This is a genomic window from Pollutimonas subterranea (genome assembly GCF_002849655.1).
In the GTDB taxonomy this organism is placed as follows: Bacteria; Pseudomonadota; Gammaproteobacteria; order Burkholderiales; family Burkholderiaceae_B; genus Pollutimonas; species Pollutimonas subterranea.
The window spans coordinates 1-15,838 of record NZ_PDNW01000014.1; the positions used below are offsets into that span (position 1 = coordinate 1).

At 58.2% G+C, this 15,838-nt stretch carries 15 protein-coding genes; 7 read left to right on the forward strand and 8 right to left on the reverse strand.

Annotated features, from left to right (window positions below):
- Window positions 1-728 precede the first annotated feature (728 nt).
- Window positions 729-857 carry a hypothetical protein gene (locus CR159_RS22110; RefSeq protein WP_255398895.1) on the reverse strand — a complete coding sequence of 43 codons (129 nt, stop codon included), beginning with the start codon at window positions 855-857 and terminating at the stop codon, window positions 729-731.
- A 724-nt stretch (window positions 858-1,581) separates the two neighbouring features.
- On the reverse strand, window positions 1,582-3,414 hold the full coding sequence (gene glmS / locus CR159_RS15255; RefSeq protein ID WP_102074830.1) for a glutamine--fructose-6-phosphate transaminase (isomerizing): 1,833 nt from the start codon (window positions 3,412-3,414) through the stop codon (window positions 1,582-1,584).
- Window positions 3,415-3,561: 147 nt separating this feature from the next.
- Between glmS and CR159_RS15260 the strand changes: the two genes are divergently transcribed.
- Window positions 3,562-4,056 carry an Lrp/AsnC family transcriptional regulator gene (locus tag CR159_RS15260; RefSeq protein ID WP_102074831.1) on the forward strand — a complete coding sequence of 165 codons (495 nt, stop codon included), beginning with the start codon at window positions 3,562-3,564 and terminating at the stop codon, window positions 4,054-4,056.
- A gap of 11 nt (window positions 4,057-4,067) precedes the next feature.
- On the opposite strand, the gene CR159_RS15265 is transcribed toward CR159_RS15260, so the two are convergent.
- The 5 genes from CR159_RS15265 to CR159_RS15285 form a co-directional block, all read right to left on the reverse strand.
- Window positions 4,068-5,129, reverse strand: a complete 1,062-nt coding sequence (locus CR159_RS15265) for a glycosyltransferase family 4 protein (RefSeq protein WP_102074832.1) — start codon at window positions 5,127-5,129, stop codon at window positions 4,068-4,070.
- A gap of 56 nt (window positions 5,130-5,185) precedes the next feature.
- The gene (locus tag CR159_RS15270; RefSeq protein ID WP_439650553.1) at window positions 5,186-6,583 is read right to left on the reverse strand and encodes an MFS transporter; all 1,398 of its coding nucleotides are present in this window, start codon (window positions 6,581-6,583) and stop codon (window positions 5,186-5,188) included.
- Window positions 6,580-7,956, reverse strand: coding sequence for a bifunctional UDP-N-acetylglucosamine diphosphorylase/glucosamine-1-phosphate N-acetyltransferase GlmU (gene glmU, locus CR159_RS15275; RefSeq protein WP_102074834.1), 1,377 nt, complete (start codon window positions 7,954-7,956; stop codon window positions 6,580-6,582). The genes CR159_RS15270 and glmU overlap by 4 nt, the downstream gene beginning before the upstream one ends.
- Window positions 7,957-7,984: 28 nt before the next feature.
- Window positions 7,985-8,722, reverse strand: coding sequence for a PhaM family polyhydroxyalkanoate granule multifunctional regulatory protein (locus CR159_RS15280; RefSeq protein ID WP_102074835.1), 738 nt, complete (start codon window positions 8,720-8,722; stop codon window positions 7,985-7,987).
- A 128-nt stretch (window positions 8,723-8,850) separates the two neighbouring features.
- Window positions 8,851-9,684, reverse strand: coding sequence for an NUDIX hydrolase (locus CR159_RS15285; protein WP_102074836.1), 834 nt, complete (start codon window positions 9,682-9,684; stop codon window positions 8,851-8,853).
- 258 nt (window positions 9,685-9,942) lie between these two features.
- Between CR159_RS15285 and coxB the strand changes: the two genes are divergently transcribed.
- The 4 genes from coxB (at window position 9,943) to CR159_RS15305 (ending at window position 14,050) form a co-directional block, all read left to right on the forward strand.
- Entirely contained in the window at window positions 9,943-11,100 is a 1,158-nt protein-coding gene (gene coxB, locus CR159_RS15290; RefSeq protein WP_102074837.1) for a cytochrome c oxidase subunit II, read from the forward strand.
- A gap of 85 nt (window positions 11,101-11,185) precedes the next feature.
- Window positions 11,186-12,784: a cytochrome c oxidase subunit I gene (gene ctaD / locus CR159_RS15295; protein WP_102074838.1), complete on the forward strand. Its 1,599-nt coding sequence runs from the start codon at window positions 11,186-11,188 to the stop codon at window positions 12,782-12,784.
- A gap of 129 nt (window positions 12,785-12,913) precedes the next feature.
- Complete coding sequence (locus tag CR159_RS15300) at window positions 12,914-13,138, forward strand: DUF2970 domain-containing protein (RefSeq protein ID WP_102074839.1); 225 nt, start codon at window positions 12,914-12,916, stop codon at window positions 13,136-13,138.
- 36 nt (window positions 13,139-13,174) lie between these two features.
- On the forward strand, window positions 13,175-14,050 hold the full coding sequence (locus CR159_RS15305; protein ID WP_102074840.1) for a cytochrome c oxidase subunit 3: 876 nt from the start codon (window positions 13,175-13,177) through the stop codon (window positions 14,048-14,050).
- Between the two features lie 77 nt (window positions 14,051-14,127).
- Here the strand turns inward: CR159_RS15305 and CR159_RS15310 are convergent, their stop codons facing one another.
- Window positions 14,128-14,334, reverse strand: coding sequence for a twin transmembrane helix small protein (locus tag CR159_RS15310; protein ID WP_102074841.1), 207 nt, complete (start codon window positions 14,332-14,334; stop codon window positions 14,128-14,130).
- Between the two features lie 34 nt (window positions 14,335-14,368).
- Here CR159_RS15310 and CR159_RS15315 point away from each other — a divergent pair, with 34 nt between their 5' ends.
- Window positions 14,369-15,178: an SURF1 family protein gene (locus tag CR159_RS15315; RefSeq protein WP_102074842.1), complete on the forward strand. Its 810-nt coding sequence runs from the start codon at window positions 14,369-14,371 to the stop codon at window positions 15,176-15,178.
- A gap of 9 nt (window positions 15,179-15,187) precedes the next feature.
- Window positions 15,188-15,832 (forward strand): SCO family protein, encoded by a 645-nt coding sequence (locus tag CR159_RS15320; RefSeq protein ID WP_102074843.1) that lies wholly within the window; start codon window positions 15,188-15,190, stop codon window positions 15,830-15,832.
- The last annotated feature ends 6 nt before the right edge of the window (window positions 15,833-15,838 follow it).

The window sequence follows — 15,838 nt, forward strand, 5'->3', positions numbered from 1 at the left end:
TACTCACCACGGTGCTCTTGCACCATGCGCACAGCGCGCTCACGCACCTCGGGGGAAAACTTGTTCTGCTTCTTCATAGCTCCATTCTCTCAGATGTTGGAGCCTCTACAAATCCCGGGGCGCTTCACTCAAGTACTGTGCGGGCCATAATGCCGTGTGCCTTAATTCCGTTGCAGCTTTCATAGGCCAAAAGCGATAGCCTCAATGCCGTTGGGCTGTCCATCAACTGTCGGCTTCACTGGAAACGCGCCTACGCCGGGGATTGTACCGGGACGTGTGCTGTGAAGCGTCGCAGCCTCTTCACCGGGATAGATGACGAAGGCGCCCCAGGAGCGCCTAATTGCGTCGCGGTACCCGACTCTTCTATCCGGCTGGAAACATGCAGGGGCACAGAGGTCGCAGCATTCAGACGCAGCGCCAATGACAGGGAATGCCTGCATATGTCGTCGATCATCGCCCGGAACGCGAAAACATCGAACTTTGCGGGGTAAACATCGACATTTGCAACCAGCAAATCGGTCTCATCGTGCCGACTTAGCTCGATTTCAAGCCTGAGTATTCCAGCCTGCGATTGAGTATTCAGGACGCCCTCACTCCGATCACGAGGAGATCCCTTGATCAATCGGCCAACTGGGACAAGGCGTGCATGCACCGTCGGGTCACTGACCTTTAGCGTGTACCAGTAGACGCGATCCTCGATCAAGTAAGGCGTGTCCGATGACGGGTACTCAGGCTGCGGGCTTGGCTGAAAGTCCAGCCCCTTCGGCCTCAACAATGCCGCGAATGACCCAACGGCCGGCGACGTTGACGACGACAGCAACGGCGTCGCCGTACGACTTTCCAACCTTCTCGTCCACGATAGCAGTGTCTTTGAGAACCTTCCCCTCGTCGAAGATGCGCCACACAAAGCAAAGGGGCAGCGGAGTAAAAGCCGCCTCGTGCCAGCTCGGGCGTTCGCGCCGGCTCGGCTAATAGACCGGAGTGAGCTCGCGACCCGTTGGTTGGGGCGCCCCCGGCAACGCGGCGGCCCCACAAAAACTAAATTCAGGTTTTTGCTTCTTCGAACACTTTTATTAAAAAGGTTGAGATCGGCCGCCCCGAGATGCAAAGGGTGCGGGCCGCTGGGCGCATCATTTCCCTTTTATTTCCGTTCTCCTCGGCGCAGACCATTTGACGGTTGGGGGAGGCCGCGTGGACCTAAATAGAGAGCCCACCGAATAGCGGGCGCCTGTTGTTGTGTATTTGTCGTGTTATTTCGCTCGGCAAGCTAGAAATGGACAAGGGCTTACAAGCAAAAAACTTGTGAGCCCTTGATTTCATTGGCCGCGACGAAATTCTAACTCGCGACTCTTTGCACCCCATGTAAGAAGTCCCATTTCACAGCCGTCCAGAGCGCCCGCTATCTTCGAACGGTCTACTATTCCACTAAGGTCCCACCGGCTTGTGAATGCCATAAGATCGAAAATCTTGGCGATTAAATCGATATTGACGGAAGTTAGCCACAATTGAGAATCGACAGACTTTATTCCCTTTCGACAGGCTTTATTCACGCTCTTCAAATGGCATGTCGCGAGAGCCACCCTACTCCACCGTCACACTCTTAGCCAGATTCCGCGGTTTATCCACATCCGTCCCCCTCGCGCACGCCGTGTGATACGCCAGCAACTGCAGCGGTATCGTGTGCAAGATCGGGGACAGTTTTCCGTAATTCTCGGGCATGCGAATAACGTGTATTCCTTCGCTGCTTCCAATCCTGGTATCCGCATCAGCAAACACATACAGCTCGCCGCCGCGCGCATGGACTTCCTGCATGTTGGACTTCAGCTTCTCCAGCAACTCATCCCGCGGAGCTATCGTGACAACCGGCATGGCTTCGGTCACCAAGGCCAGCGGCCCGTGCTTCAATTCCCCCGCCGGATAAGCCTCGGCATGGATATAACTGATTTCCTTGAGTTTTAAAGCGCCTTCCAGGGCAATTGGATAGTGCATGCCGCGACCCAGGAACAGCGCATTTTCCTTGCTGGCAAATCGATCGGCCCACGCCATGATTTGCGGTTCCAGGGCCAGTACGGCGCCGATGGCAACGGGCAAGTGGCGCAAGGCTTTCAAGGATTCGGCTTCTTTCTCTTCGCTGAGCTTGTCCTTGGTTTGGGCCAAGGCCAACGCAAGCAGGAAAAGTGCGGTCAACTGCGTCGTGAACGCTTTGGTGGACGCCACGCCTATCTCCACGCCGGCGCGGGTTATGTAGGCCAGCTTGCATTCGCGAACCATGGCGCTGGTGGCCACGTTGCAGATCGTCAAGGTGTGCTCCATGCCCAGGCCGCGTGCATGCTTCAAGGCGGCCAAGGTGTCGGCGGTTTCGCCGGATTGGGAAATGGTGACGACCAGGCTGCGCGGGTTGGGAACGCTGTCGCGATAACGGTATTCGCTGGCAATTTCGACGTTCACCGGAATCTTGGCGATGGATTCAATCCAGTAGCGTGCGGTCAGGCCGGCATAATAGCTGGTGCCGCAAGCCAGGATCAAGACGTTGTCGATGTCCTTGAAGACTTTATACGCTTGATCGCCAAACAGCTCAGGCGTGATGCTTTCGATGTCTTGCAGGGTGTCGGCCACGGCGCGAGGCTGCTCGAAGATTTCCTTCTGCATGTAATGGCGGTAAGGGCCGAGCTCCGCCGCACCGGTATGCACTTGCACGGTATGGACTTCACGATCCACGGCACGGCCTTCGCTGTCGGTAATCCAGACGCGGGCCAGTTGCAGGTCGACGACGTCGCCGTCTTCAAGATAGGTGATCTGATCGGTCGTGCCGGCCAGCGCCAATGCGTCCGAGGCCAAAAAGTTTTCATTGACGCCGCGGCCGACGACCAGTGGCGAGCCATGTCTTGCGCCTACTACACGGTGAGGTTCGTCGCGGCAGAATACGGCAATGGCGTAGGCGCCGGTAAGGCGTCGCGTTGCCTGCTGCACCGCTTCTAACAGATCGCCGGCATACAGGTGATCGACCAGATGGGCGATAACTTCGGTATCGGTTTGGCTTTCGAACACGTAGCCGGCAGCCTGCAATTCTTCACGTAGTTCATCGTGATTCTCGATGATGCCGTTATGCACCAGCGCTATGCGCGGCGAGCTCTTGGCATTCCCGGAAAAGTGGGGATGGGCGTTGTGGGTGGCGGGCGCGCCATGGGTCGCCCAGCGCGTATGTGCGATCCCTGTAAAGCCGGCAACCTTGTCTTTCTCGACTTGCGACAACAGTTCGGCGACGCGTTCCGTGCTGCGGGCCCGACGCAGTTCACCTTCGGCGTAGACCGCGACGCCGCAGGAGTCATATCCACGGTACTCGAGGCGCTTAAGGCCTTCAAGAAGAACAGGGGTGATGTCGCGTTGCGCCACGGCGCCAACAATTCCGCACATAGATAAACTCCAGCCGATGTAAAAGAGAGACTATTGTGCGCAAGCTGGCAAGAAATAAGGTTTCTTATTATTGTTCGATATGGTATTTTATTTCTATAGCTAGTCGCTATGAAATTTTGTTCCAAAAAGAGCATAAAAACGATATAAATGACTGAAGTCACACACTCCATTGAGCTCGACGACCTTGACCTTCGCATACTCGATCATCTCCAGGTCGACAGCTCCATGACGAATCAGGACCTTGCACAGCTCGTGCACGCCTCGCCGCCGACCTGCCTGCGGCGGGTGCGTCGCCTCGTGCAGGAAGGCATCATCCAAAAGCAGGTCGCCATCCTGGATCCCGAAAAGGTTGGCCATGGGCTGACCGCTATTATTGAAATTACGATGGATGTCCAAACCGCCGAACATCTGGACGCGTTTGAGGCCAGCCTGGCCGACGATCCGGCCATTCTGCAGTGCTATCGCGTGTCGCCCGGTCCCGATTTCATTGTCATTGCACAGGTAGCCGACATGCCCGCCTACCATGCGATGGCGCACCGGACGTTCACGTCGCGGGCCAACGTGCGCAATGTGCGAACTTTTTTCTCCATGCATCGAAGCAAGTTCGAGACGCGTATGACGCTGGCGAAAAAAGGCAGCTGAACACGCAGCGGCTAGCTATTCCGATCAAGCAGGCGTTGATATTCAGCCAGATAGCGCCCCGCCATGACACTGGCATCGTGCTCGCGCAAGACATAGTCGCGTGCGTTTTCGACGATGCTGGCGCGCAGGCCGCGATCGTTCAACACGCGATCCATGCCGGAGGCCAGAGCTTCGTCATCGCCCACCGCGCACATGACACCGCGGCCGTCTGCCAATATTTCAGCCAGGCCGCCCGCATTGGTCGCCACGACGGGAACCGAGTACAAGAAGGCATCGAGCACACTCGTACCCAGCGCCTCGTCCCGGGAACTCAGCACAAAGACATCCATGAGCCTATACAAGTCGTCGATGCCTGATTGAAAACCGGCAAACACATAGATATCCCCAAGACCCAGTTCGCGCACCAGTTCGCGTGCCTCGGTTTCTGTTCCACCACCCGCGCCCAGATGCAGGAAGACAAAATCGCTGCGCAACTGACGCAAGCGATGCACCGCGCGTATCAATGTGCAGGGGTCTTTCTCGGCGGTCAGGGCAGCAGCCGTTGCAAGCACGCGCTTGCCCGCCAGATCGAACTGCCGAGTAAACGCAGTGATATGTTCCTGGTCCAACGGCCGTGCCTGGATCGCGCTCGGGATGACGCTTGCTTCCAGGCCAAGTCGACGCGGCTCGGACGCGGCGGCCTGGCTGATGGCCACAAGCACATCGGCGCTGCGCCACTTCCAGGCGGTTTGCCGTTCGCGCCGCTTTACCGGAAAGGCGGTTCTCCGGGTAAAGACGATGCGGCGCCCCAGTAAAGGTTTCAGCAGTGCCAGCCAGGTCATCATATTGGCAGTTTGCGCATGCAGGATATCGTAGCGGCGACCATGGCGCAGCAGAAAGCCGCACAATCCCGCTACATTGGCGGGCTCATGCACGGCAAAGCCCTCGGCGCTGGCACGCCGGGTAAGCGCGCCGCCGCGGCGCGCCAGCAGCGCAACGTCATGCCCGGCATCCCTGAACTGTTGCATGCTCAGCAAGGTCTGCCTTTCGCCGCCGCGCCAGCCTCGCTCGAAGTTCATCTGCAGTATTCGCATGGCGTCCTAGTGTGCTGTTTGGTTAGTTCGTGCGTTCAAATTAGCCAAATAGCGCACTATAGTTCGAGGTCCAGAGACGGATTCAACTGCCGCCAGATATTGATCGAAACGGCAACCAGGGCGCAAGCAATGGCGGCCGACACGCCCAGCACGGCGCCTTGCGACTGGCTGATATTGAAGGCGATCGCGACCAGGGCCGTGCCAAAACTCTGCCCGAAAACCCGGGTGGTTGCCTGCATACCGCCTGCCGCCCCGCTGCGATGCCGCGGCGCACCGGCCAGCAAGGCCCGATTGTTGGGCGTCTGGAAGAAACCAAAACCCACGCCGCCCAATAACATCGCCGCCATGAGCCATCCGAACGCAACGCCGGCTGGCAGCATAATGATCCAGAATAGGCCGGTCGCCATCCCCGCCGCGCCAATGCCGCACAACACGGCAATGGAGTAGCGATTGGACAAGGCCCCCGCCACGGGTGCCATGACGGCAACGCCTATCGACCAGGCGCCCAGCAATAGGCCGACGTCACCGAAAGAGAAATCCAGTTCCTGGTGAAAATAAAACGGCAGCGAGACGAATGCCGCCATCTGCGCGGCAAATGAAAATGCCGATGCGCCGACGGCGAACGCGATGGGAGTGATGCGCAGCAAGTCGATAGGCACAATCGGCGCGACCTGGCCGCGCGAACGGCGCACCAATACCCACCCGGCCAAGCCCGCCACAATCAGGCAAAGCGCGGAACGTGTGGGATCTTTCACGATGGCATCCAGGCCGACGATCGACAGGCCAAAAACCGGCACGCTCAGCGCACAGGCAACCCAGTCGAATCGGCCGCCGCTGCGCGGCACTTCAGGCAGGAATCGAATGCAAAAATAAGCGGCAATACCGATCGGGATATTGACCAGGAATATCCATTGCCACGATGCCAACTGCAGAATGAAAGCGCCTACTGTGGGACCCAATACCGCCATCAAGCCCACCGTCATGGCGTTCACGCTGATCCCCATGCCCAGTTTATTAAGCGGATACGTATTGCGCACCAAGCCCCCAAACAAGCACATCAACATGGCTGAGCCCAGTCCTTGCACAATGCGCGATAGGGTCAGCGTCAGCAAGGAGTTCGACAAGGCCGATGTGATCGACGAGAGCAGGAATATGGTCATGCCGATGGCGAACATGCGCCTGAACCCAATGCGCTCGGCCACGGCCGACAAGGGCAGCAACGAGACCACCACCATGAGGTTGTAGGCGATGACCACCCACACCACGGCGGCCGGGTCTATATTCAGCTGTTGGGCAATAGCTGGCAAGGCGACGTTGGCCATGCTGGAATCCAGCACCGTGATGGTGATGGCCAGCAACAGCCCCAACGCGGCCCAATAGCGTTCGGGCGTTGGCAGTCCATCAGGCAGGTTTGAGGGCCGGGACCGTGGTCGAGTGGCGTCAGACACTATCAAGATTTCTTGACTGGACGTACCCAACCCTTGATAGTCTGCTGCGCCGGCCGCGAGATCGTCAACTGATCTGCAGGTGCGTCTTTGGTCAAGGTGGTGCCGGCCCCCAGCGTGGCTCCGCGCCCTACCCGTACCGGCGCCACCAGCTGCGTGTCCGATCCGATGAAGGCGTCGTCTTCGATGAAGGTCTGCGCCTTGTTCACACCGTCGTAGTTGCAGGTAATGGTACCGGCGCCTATGTTTACACGCTGGCCAATGACCGCATCGCCGATATAGGCTAGGTGATTGGCCTTGGAACCTTGGCCCAATTGGCTCTTCTTGATTTCGACGAAATTGCCGACGTGAGCCTGAGCGCCGATATCGGCGCCCGGACGCAGGCGCGCATAAGGCCCTATGCGCGCTTCATTTGCGACCTTGGCTTCCTGGATATGGCTGAAGGCCTCGACATGCGTGCCGGCGCCGATAACCGCGTCTTTGATGACGCAGTGCGGACCGATGCGGACGCCGTCGGCCAGCTCGACCACGCCTTCGAAAACGCATCCGACGTCAATATAAACATCGCGTCCGCATTTCAGCGAACCGCGCACGTCGAATCGGGCAGGATCAGCCAGCGTAACACCCTGCTCCAGCAATCGCCGGGCTTGCTCACCTTGCCAGTCTCGTTCCAGCTGCGCCTGTTGTATGCGGCTGTTTACGCCGAGGGTTTCCCATGCTGCAGACGGCTGTGCCGCATGTACCGGCAAGCCGTCTTGGACAGAAAGTCCGACGACATCGGTAAGGTAATACTCGCCCTGGGCGTTATTGTTATTGATGCGGCCCAGCCAGTTTTTGAGCCGGCCCGTAGGCGCAACCAGGATCCCGGTATTGACTTCGGCAATGGCATGTTCGGCCGGCGTTGCATCTTTGTGCTCGACGATACGCAACACTTCGCCGCTATCGTTGCGCACGATGCGGCCATAGCCGGTGGGATCGGCGAGTGTCTCGGTGAGCACCGCCATGCCCTGCCCTCGCGCTTCCAGCAGGCGCTGGAAGGTTTCCGCCTGCACCAGTGGCACGTCGCCGTACAGCACCAGCGTGGCATCCTGCGCAGCGGCTTGTCCCTCGAGCAAGAGGTCGGCCGCCTGCTGCACTGCATGCGCAGTGCCGTGTTGCGGCACCTGCATGACGAAGTGCAAGTCAGATTGGCCGGCAAACGCCGCCTTCACGCGATCGGCGCCGTGTCCGACGACAATGATGATACGGTCCGGATTCAGCCGCCTGGCGTTGTCCAGCACGTGCGCGAGCATGGGTTTGCCAGCCAGGGGATGCAATACCTTGGGTAAATCGGACTGCATGCGTTTGCCCAGACCCGCGGCAAGAATAACAATGTTGAGCATGAAATAACTTGAAAAATGAGTAATGGATTTATGGCTTTCGGGCTGCCGGCGCGCGCTTGCGGGCCGTCGTTTTCTTGGCGGCGGCTTTCCGCGGCGCCGACGATTCGCTCTTGGTTGACGCTTGCGCTTGCGTCCTGGTCTTGCCCAGCGTGGAGTCGGCCGATGAGCCTGTACTTGCCTGTTGCGCGGCGGCTTTCACGGCTTCGGCACCTTGCAGGGTCGCCGTTGTAGCGGCTGCCAGTGTGTCGAATTGCTTTTGCACCATGTCCCACCATGCCTGGGCCGCTGGCGCTGTGCCTGCTTTATCGGCGTCGGCAGTGTCTTGGGAAGGTTCGCTGGCAGCCTTGCCGGTTTTAGCGGCGGGTGGTGACTCGCCGCCTGCGGATGGTGGCGACATCATGCCCAGCGCCACCTCGAGCGGTGATGGCCCATTCGGGTTGGACGCCGCGCCCGCCGCCGATGTCATGAACGACTTCAGCGTGGCTATGGTTGAGCGCTGGACTTCAAGCCCTTGTATGGTGCTGGAGAGCATGGACAGGTTCATGCGCAACCAGTTTTCGACGGCCCGCAGGTCGGCGATGCGCCGCTCGAGATCCTCGGCCGAAATAGGCGCCGACATGGCCCCTGCATTCATGCCGCCGGTGCTGGCGAGCCCTTGCCAGGCTTGGCGCATCATTTCCATGCTGGCAATCAGCGGATTCTGGGCCATATCGCCGGTTTGACCGAAACCGGGCAATACAAACGGATTGTTGTTTTGAGTGACCATGTCGCCTCCTTGAGCACAATCGTAGGGACCCTGGCTGCGTATCGTTGTGTGCGCGGGGCCAAGGCTCACGCTAGCTTAAACTGAACCCGGGCCGCCGTCTAATTGCCTGGGCTCTCCAGCGGCCGACTTTATGGAATAAGACCTTCGTGTACGCGTTTTCGCAAGCCTTCCAAAACGACCAGCTCGGCCTCGCGCGTGAAGTCGCCTGCCTCGACCATGGCCCAAAGCTCGTCGATGTCGACACGCCGAATTTCGCTGACTTCGCCATCCAGGTTCCGGGGCGTCACCGATTCGGCCAGGACGCAATCGCTCACCAGTACATCTTCGACCTGATAGCCCTCCGGCAGGCGCCGGTGCATACGCAGGATAACGCGCAACGGAGACCTGTCCTCGATGTCGTTGGCGATCAGGCCCGCCTCTTCGTTGCTTTCCCGCAACAAGGAAACATCGAGGCTTTCACCGGCACCCGCCAGCCCGCCGACCAGCGTATCCCACATGCCGGGATCTGTGGATTTGCTTAATGCGCGGCGTGCAATCCATAGCTTGCCGTCCGGCGTCCATGCATTCAGATGGACCGCCTTGGTCAGCAGGCCCAGGGGACGCACGGCAGCTCGTTCAATGACCGCCAGGCGACGGCCTTCGCCCACGACGTCCAGCAATTCGTCACGCCACGTGCGCAGGCAACCGGCGTCCCGAAGGGTAACGGCCAGCTCCGCCATCACTGCATTCAAAGGTTTGCGTTGTCCGGCCGCCGCAGTGATGTGCACGGCCTCGTCTTCTATATGGATGCCCGGCAGGCCGGCAAGATGACGGGTGGCTTTGGCCGTGATCCAGCCGGCAACTTTTCCGGCGACCGTCAGCGGTCGCGAACCGGTGGGCGGCAGGTGTTGAATTCGTTTCGCAAGGGTTTGATAACGCGCGTTTATGGCGGGCGTCAGTGCGTGGGCGCGTGCATCTTTCATGCCATAATTGTAGTGGATGCTGGGTTACTTACGCATGTTTGCCCGACGACACATTTAGGCGGTTAACGCCGAATCAGCCCATCGTCAGCGCTAGTTCGCTATAATTCCGCGGTCTATAGGTGATTCGAGCAGGTATTACCCAAGTACAACATTTTAAACCTGCCGTTCAATAATTGTGTGTTCGTTCCGTGTTTTCCCGGTCATGAGGTTTGATCAAAGTCAACATTCGTCCAGAACACGTCGTATTTCGAGGTCAGCATGAAGAAGTTGAGAGGGTTACTGGGCACTGGCGCATTGCTAACGGCGTGCGCTGCCGGTGCGCAGGTCAAGGACATGCCGGGAGGCCCTAGGGTCAATCAGCTCAATCTCCACGAGGGGGTAACGCAGATCGCGCAGGAAATCATGTGGATACACTGGATGATGCTCATCATCTGTGCCGTGATTTTCGTAGGCGTGTTCGGAGTCATGTTCTACTCCATCTTCATGCACCGCAAATCGCGCGGCGCCGTGCCCGCCAAGTTCCACGAGCACGTAGGCATTGAAGTCGCCTGGACAGTCATCCCATTCATTATCGTGATCGCCATGGCGCTGCCTGCCACGCGCACGGTCGTGGCCATGAAAGACACCAGCAGCTCAGACCTCACTATCAAGGTAACGGGCTATCAATGGAAATGGGGCTACGAGTACATCGACGGACCTGCCCAGGGCGTCAAGTTCCTGTCCAACCTGGCTACTCCGCGCGACCAGATTGAAGGCAGAGCTCCACGCACTGACCTTTACCTGATGGAAGTCGACAATCACGTTGTCGTGCCCGTCGATAAAAAAGTACGCATTGTCCTTACCGCCAACGACGTCATTCACTCGTGGATGATTCCTGACTTCGGCGTCAAGCAAGATGCAATGCCCGGCTTCCTGCGTGACACATGGTTCCGCGCCGAAAAAATCGGTACCTACCGTGGCCAATGCGCCGAACTCTGCGGTAAAGATCACGCTTTCATGCCTATTGTCGTCGACGTCGTTTCGCAAGCCGATTACGAAGCATGGGCAGCCGAACAGAAGAAAGCAATGGCTTCGGCCGCCGATGATCCAAACAAAGAGTGGACCAAAGAAGAACTCGTAGCTCGTGGTGAACAGGTTTACACTGCAAACTGCGTAGCCTGTCACCAGGCAACAGGAAAGGGCCTTCCTGGCACATTCCCTGCACTCGACGGTAGCCAGCAAGTGCTTGGACCCATGAAAGATCAAATCCTCACCGTGCTCAATGGGCATCCCGGCACCGCTATGGCGGCCTTCCGCGATCAGTTGAACGATGTCGAAATCGCCGCTGTCATTAGCTATTCCCGCAATTCCTGGGGCAATGCCGGTAAAGGTCAAGATCCCGTCGTTCAACCTGCCAACGTCAAGGCCTTGCGCTAAGCCGACAGCACGTTACAGACACATTCGAATGTTTTTACCGGATATCCGTCATACGGCATCCGGTTGAGTAGGAAGGAGTTCCACCATGAGCAGCGTTACTGCCGATCACGTCCCAGCCAGCCACGGCCACGACGACCACGACCACAGGCCACACGGATGGCGGCGCTGGTTGTTTGCCACCAACCATAAAGACATCGGTACCATGTACCTGCTCTTTTCGTTCATCATGCTGCTGGAAGGCGGCGTGCTGGCGCTATTGGTACGTACAGAATTGTTCTCGCCCGGCTTGCAGTTCTTCCAGCCAGAACTTTTCAACCAGTTCACCACCATGCACGGCCTGATCATGATTTTCGGCGCCATCATGCCGGCGTTCGTGGGCTTTGCCAACTGGATGATTCCACTGCAAATCGGCGCGTCCGATATGGCTTTTGCCCGCATGAACAACTTCAGCTTCTGGTTGCTGCCCATCGGCGCCATCCTGATGACCGGCTCGTTCTTCGTGCCAGGCGGCGCCAATGCCGCAGGCTGGACCATGTATGCGCCCCTGTCGCTGCAAATGGGTCCCGGCATGGACTTCACCATTTTTGCCGTGCACATCCTGGGCGCTTCGTCCATCATGGGCGCCATCAATATCGTGGTCACCATCCTGAACATGCGCGCTCCCGGCATGACGCTGATGAAGATGCCCCTGTTCTGCTGGACCTGGCTGATCACCGCTTACCTGCTTATCGCCGTGATGCCGGTACTGGCCGCAGCGGTCACCATGCTGCTTACCGACCGTCACTTCGGCACCGCCTTCTTTAACGCCGCCGCCGGCGGTGACCCGGTCCTGTATCAGCACGTATTCTGGTTCTTCGGCCACCCCGAGGTCTACATCATGATCTTGCCGGCCTTTGGTATCGTGTCGGCAGTCGTACCCGCGTTCGCCCGCAAGCAGTTGTTCGGTTATGCCTCGATGGTGTACGCGACGGCAGCCATTGCCATTCTGTCCTTCCTGGTATGGGCTCACCACATGTTCGCCACCGGCATGCCGGTTACCGGACAGCTGTACTTCATGTACGCCACCATGCTGATCTCCATTCCCACGGGCGTGAAGGTGTTCAACTGGGTAGCCACCATGTGGCGCGGCTCCATGACGTTCGAAACGCCCATGCTGTTCGCCATCGGCTTTATCTTCGTATTCACGATCGGCGGCTTTACCGGCCTGATCCTGGCGGTTGCGCCTATCGATATTGCTGTCCATGACACCTACTATGTTATCGCGCACTTCCATTATGTGATGGTGGCCGGATCGCTGTTTGGGATGTTCGCCGGGGCTTACTACTGGATGCCGAAGTGGACGGGCCGCATGTACAACGAAAAACTGGGCAAACTGCACTTCTGGTCCAGCATGATTTCGTTCAACATTACCTTCTTCCCCATGCACTTCCTGGGGTTGGCTGGAATGCCGCGCCGTTATGCCGATTACTCCGCGCAGTTTACCGACTTCAACCAGATCGCAACGATCGGCGCCTTCTGGTTCGGGCTGTCGCAGCTGATATTCCTGTACGTCATTCTCCGGTCGTATGCCGGACACGGAAAGCCTGCCCCGGCCAAGCCCTGGGAAGGCGCAACGGGCCTGGAATGGACCGTGCCTTCACCCGCACCCTTCCATACCTTTGTTGTCCCCCCCGTAGTCAAGTAAGGTAATTTAATGACACCCGAACAACGCCGGAAGAACCGCCGCACCGCTATCGTGCTTATCGTCATTGTGCTGGCGATCGTGGCGTGGACCTTCTGGCGCAGCGGGTCCCTGGGTGGAGGCTAGCCCGGTATGACTCGAGACATTCACGAACTTTCCCGGCGCAAGCTCAATTTCTTCCAGACACTGAAGGCCGTGGCCTGGGGATTTTTTGGCGTGCGCAAGGGCAAGGGCTACACCGAAGACATTTCCAAGCTCAACCCGGTGCATCTGATTCTGGCCGGCGTGCTGGCAGCCATAGTATTCGTTGTGGCATTGATCATGGCTGCCCGGTGGTTTATTTCCTATTTGACCTAGCATTTTCAATTTAATAATTCGCATCAGGAGAACACCATGAGTGCAAGTCACTTGGCTCAGGGCAACGAGGCACCTTACTACTACGTGCCTGCCGATTCAGTACATCCCGTACGCGCAAGTTTCTGCTTGCTGCTGGCTCTGGTGGGTGCCGCCTTCTGGATCAATAGCTACGAAGTGGGTTTCTGGCTGTGCATTGCCGGTATTCTTGGCCTGTTCGTGGTACTGTTCGGCTGGTTCGGCGACGCCATTCGCGAATCCGAAGGTGGAATGAACAACGCTCGCGTCGATCACTCCTACCGCTGGAGCATGGCTTGGTTCATCTTCTCTGAAGTCATGTTCTTTGGCGCATTCTTCGGTGCCCTCTGGTACACCCGCGAAGTCACCACACCGTGGCTCAGCAATATCGACCACCAGACATTGCTATGGCCGAACTTCTCCGGCACGTGGCCTAATTTGGGACCAGCTGGCGTTGTACCGGAATTCAAGACCGTGGGGCCTTTCTGGTTGCCTACAATCAATACGGCGCTGCTGCTGACGTCCGGCCTGACCCTGACTATTGCCCACCATGCCTTGCGCGCAAGCCATCGCGGCAAAGCAATTTTCTGGACCGCACTCACCGTCATACTGGGCTTTACGTTCGTCGGAGTTCAGAGCTACGAGTACATTCACGCTTACCGCGACTTGAACCTGCGTTTCGATTCCGGCGCGTACGGCTCGCTGTTCTACATGCTTACCGGTTTCCACGGTTTCCACGTCATACTGGGCGCCACATTCCTGACTGTGATCCTGTTCCGTCTCATCAAGGGGCACTTCACCGCCTCGCATCACTTCGGGTTTGAAGGCGCGGCATGGTACTGGCACTTTGTCGACGTGGTTTGGCTGGGCTTGTACTTGTTCGTATACTGGTTCTAGACAGTAACGATGTCCGTTAAAAAAAGGCTGGCATTGCCGGCCTTTTTTCTGGAATGGCGGTTCGTGCCCGCCAGCGGCTAGCCGGCGGCTATGCCGGTGCTTTGAATCCAGCCCATATGATGGGCGAACAGCACGAACAGGAACAATGCTATCGACAGCCCGATGCGTATTGTTAACGCGTTTACGGTACGATTGGTTCCGCCTTTGTCGCGCATGAGATAGAAAAGCGCTGACGCCAGACTTCCTAAAATACCCAGGAACGCCAGGATTACTACAAAACGCATTTTACCCTCCGCTGAAAGTAGAATTATTGCAGACATGGCTCGCTCTCACACAGGTTTTCGTATTGTTGCCGCATTAATTCTGCTGGGCATCATGGCGGTTGTGTTCACGTCGCTGGGCAATTGGCAACTGGACCGGGCCGCCGAACGTGAAACCATCAAGGCTGCCATACAAACCGGTCGCAGCACGCCCGCCTTGCACCTTGATGCCGGCACGCCCGCCAAGGAACTTATGCCATGGCGCCCGGCCGCCGCGCAAGGCGTGTGGCTGCATCCACTTACTGTACTCCTCGAGAATCGCAACTACCAGGGCCAGCCGGGTTATTGGGTGGCCACGCCGCTGCTGGTCGATGAACGAAGTAATTCCGCCGTCCTGGTACTGCGCGGCTGGATGCCCCGGCCCATGCGCCCAGGTGTAGCCATGCCGGTCGTCCCAACCCCAGGGGGCCTGCAAAACGTAAGCGGCCAACTGCTTGAACGCGTACCGCGTCTTTTTGAGTTAATGTCTTTGTCAAAGGACGATGGCAGCCAATTGCCGTCCGCCCTGCCCGATGCTGCAACACCCGTGCCGAAAGTCCAGAACCTGGATATTGACACCTATGGCAAGGCGACCGGCTTGAGGTTTTTGCCGACAGTCCTGGCCCAGGCCGGCGAATCCGGGGCGGTTGCTGCCGATGCACAGTCCGGCACACCATTGCAGCACGAATGGCCAGAGCCGTCACTGGATTCTGACAAGAATCGCGGCTATGCGCTGCAGTGGTTTGGCTTTGCCGCCATTGCCGCCGGCGCCTGGCTTGTTATTGCGTGGCGCGCCTTGCGCCGAAAGATTAAGCTTCCGACCTTGTAAGGAAACATTGTGGTCAGCCCTACTGAAGTTCCATCCAAAGAGCCCTCCCGACTCCGGTCAAAGGCACCCTTATTCGCCATACTCGCACTCTGCTTGGCGCCACTGGTTTTGGCCTTGCTGGCGTATTATGTGCCGGCCCTCGGGCTGCGACCAGAGGAGTCCAGTGCCTATGGTGAACTGATACAACCGCAACGGCCCATGCCCGAAACGGCTGCATTGCCGCTCACCACGCTGGACGGCCAGCCCGCCGACCTGAACAGCTTGCGCGGGAAATGGCTGCTGGTTAGCGCCGACGAGGGCGCCTGCCCGGAATCCTGCGTTGAAAAGCTGTTCATCTTGCGCAATTCACACGCCAGCCAGGGCAAAAATGTCGAGCGCCTGGCTCGCGTCTGGTTCCTGACCGACGATGCCCCGGTTTCCGACCAGATCAAGCAAGCCTATGTGGGTACCCATATGCTGCGCGGCGACCCTGAAAAGCTGGCTGCCTTCCTGGCGCCCCAGGCCAGTGCCGCTGAACGCGACGCCGCGCTGAAGGCGCCGATGTGGATTATCGACCCACTGGGCAATCTCATGATGGAATTCCCCGCCGATGCGGATCCGGTTTCAGTACGCGACGACATCCGGAAATTGATACGCAATTCGCGCATAGGTTGATCAGGC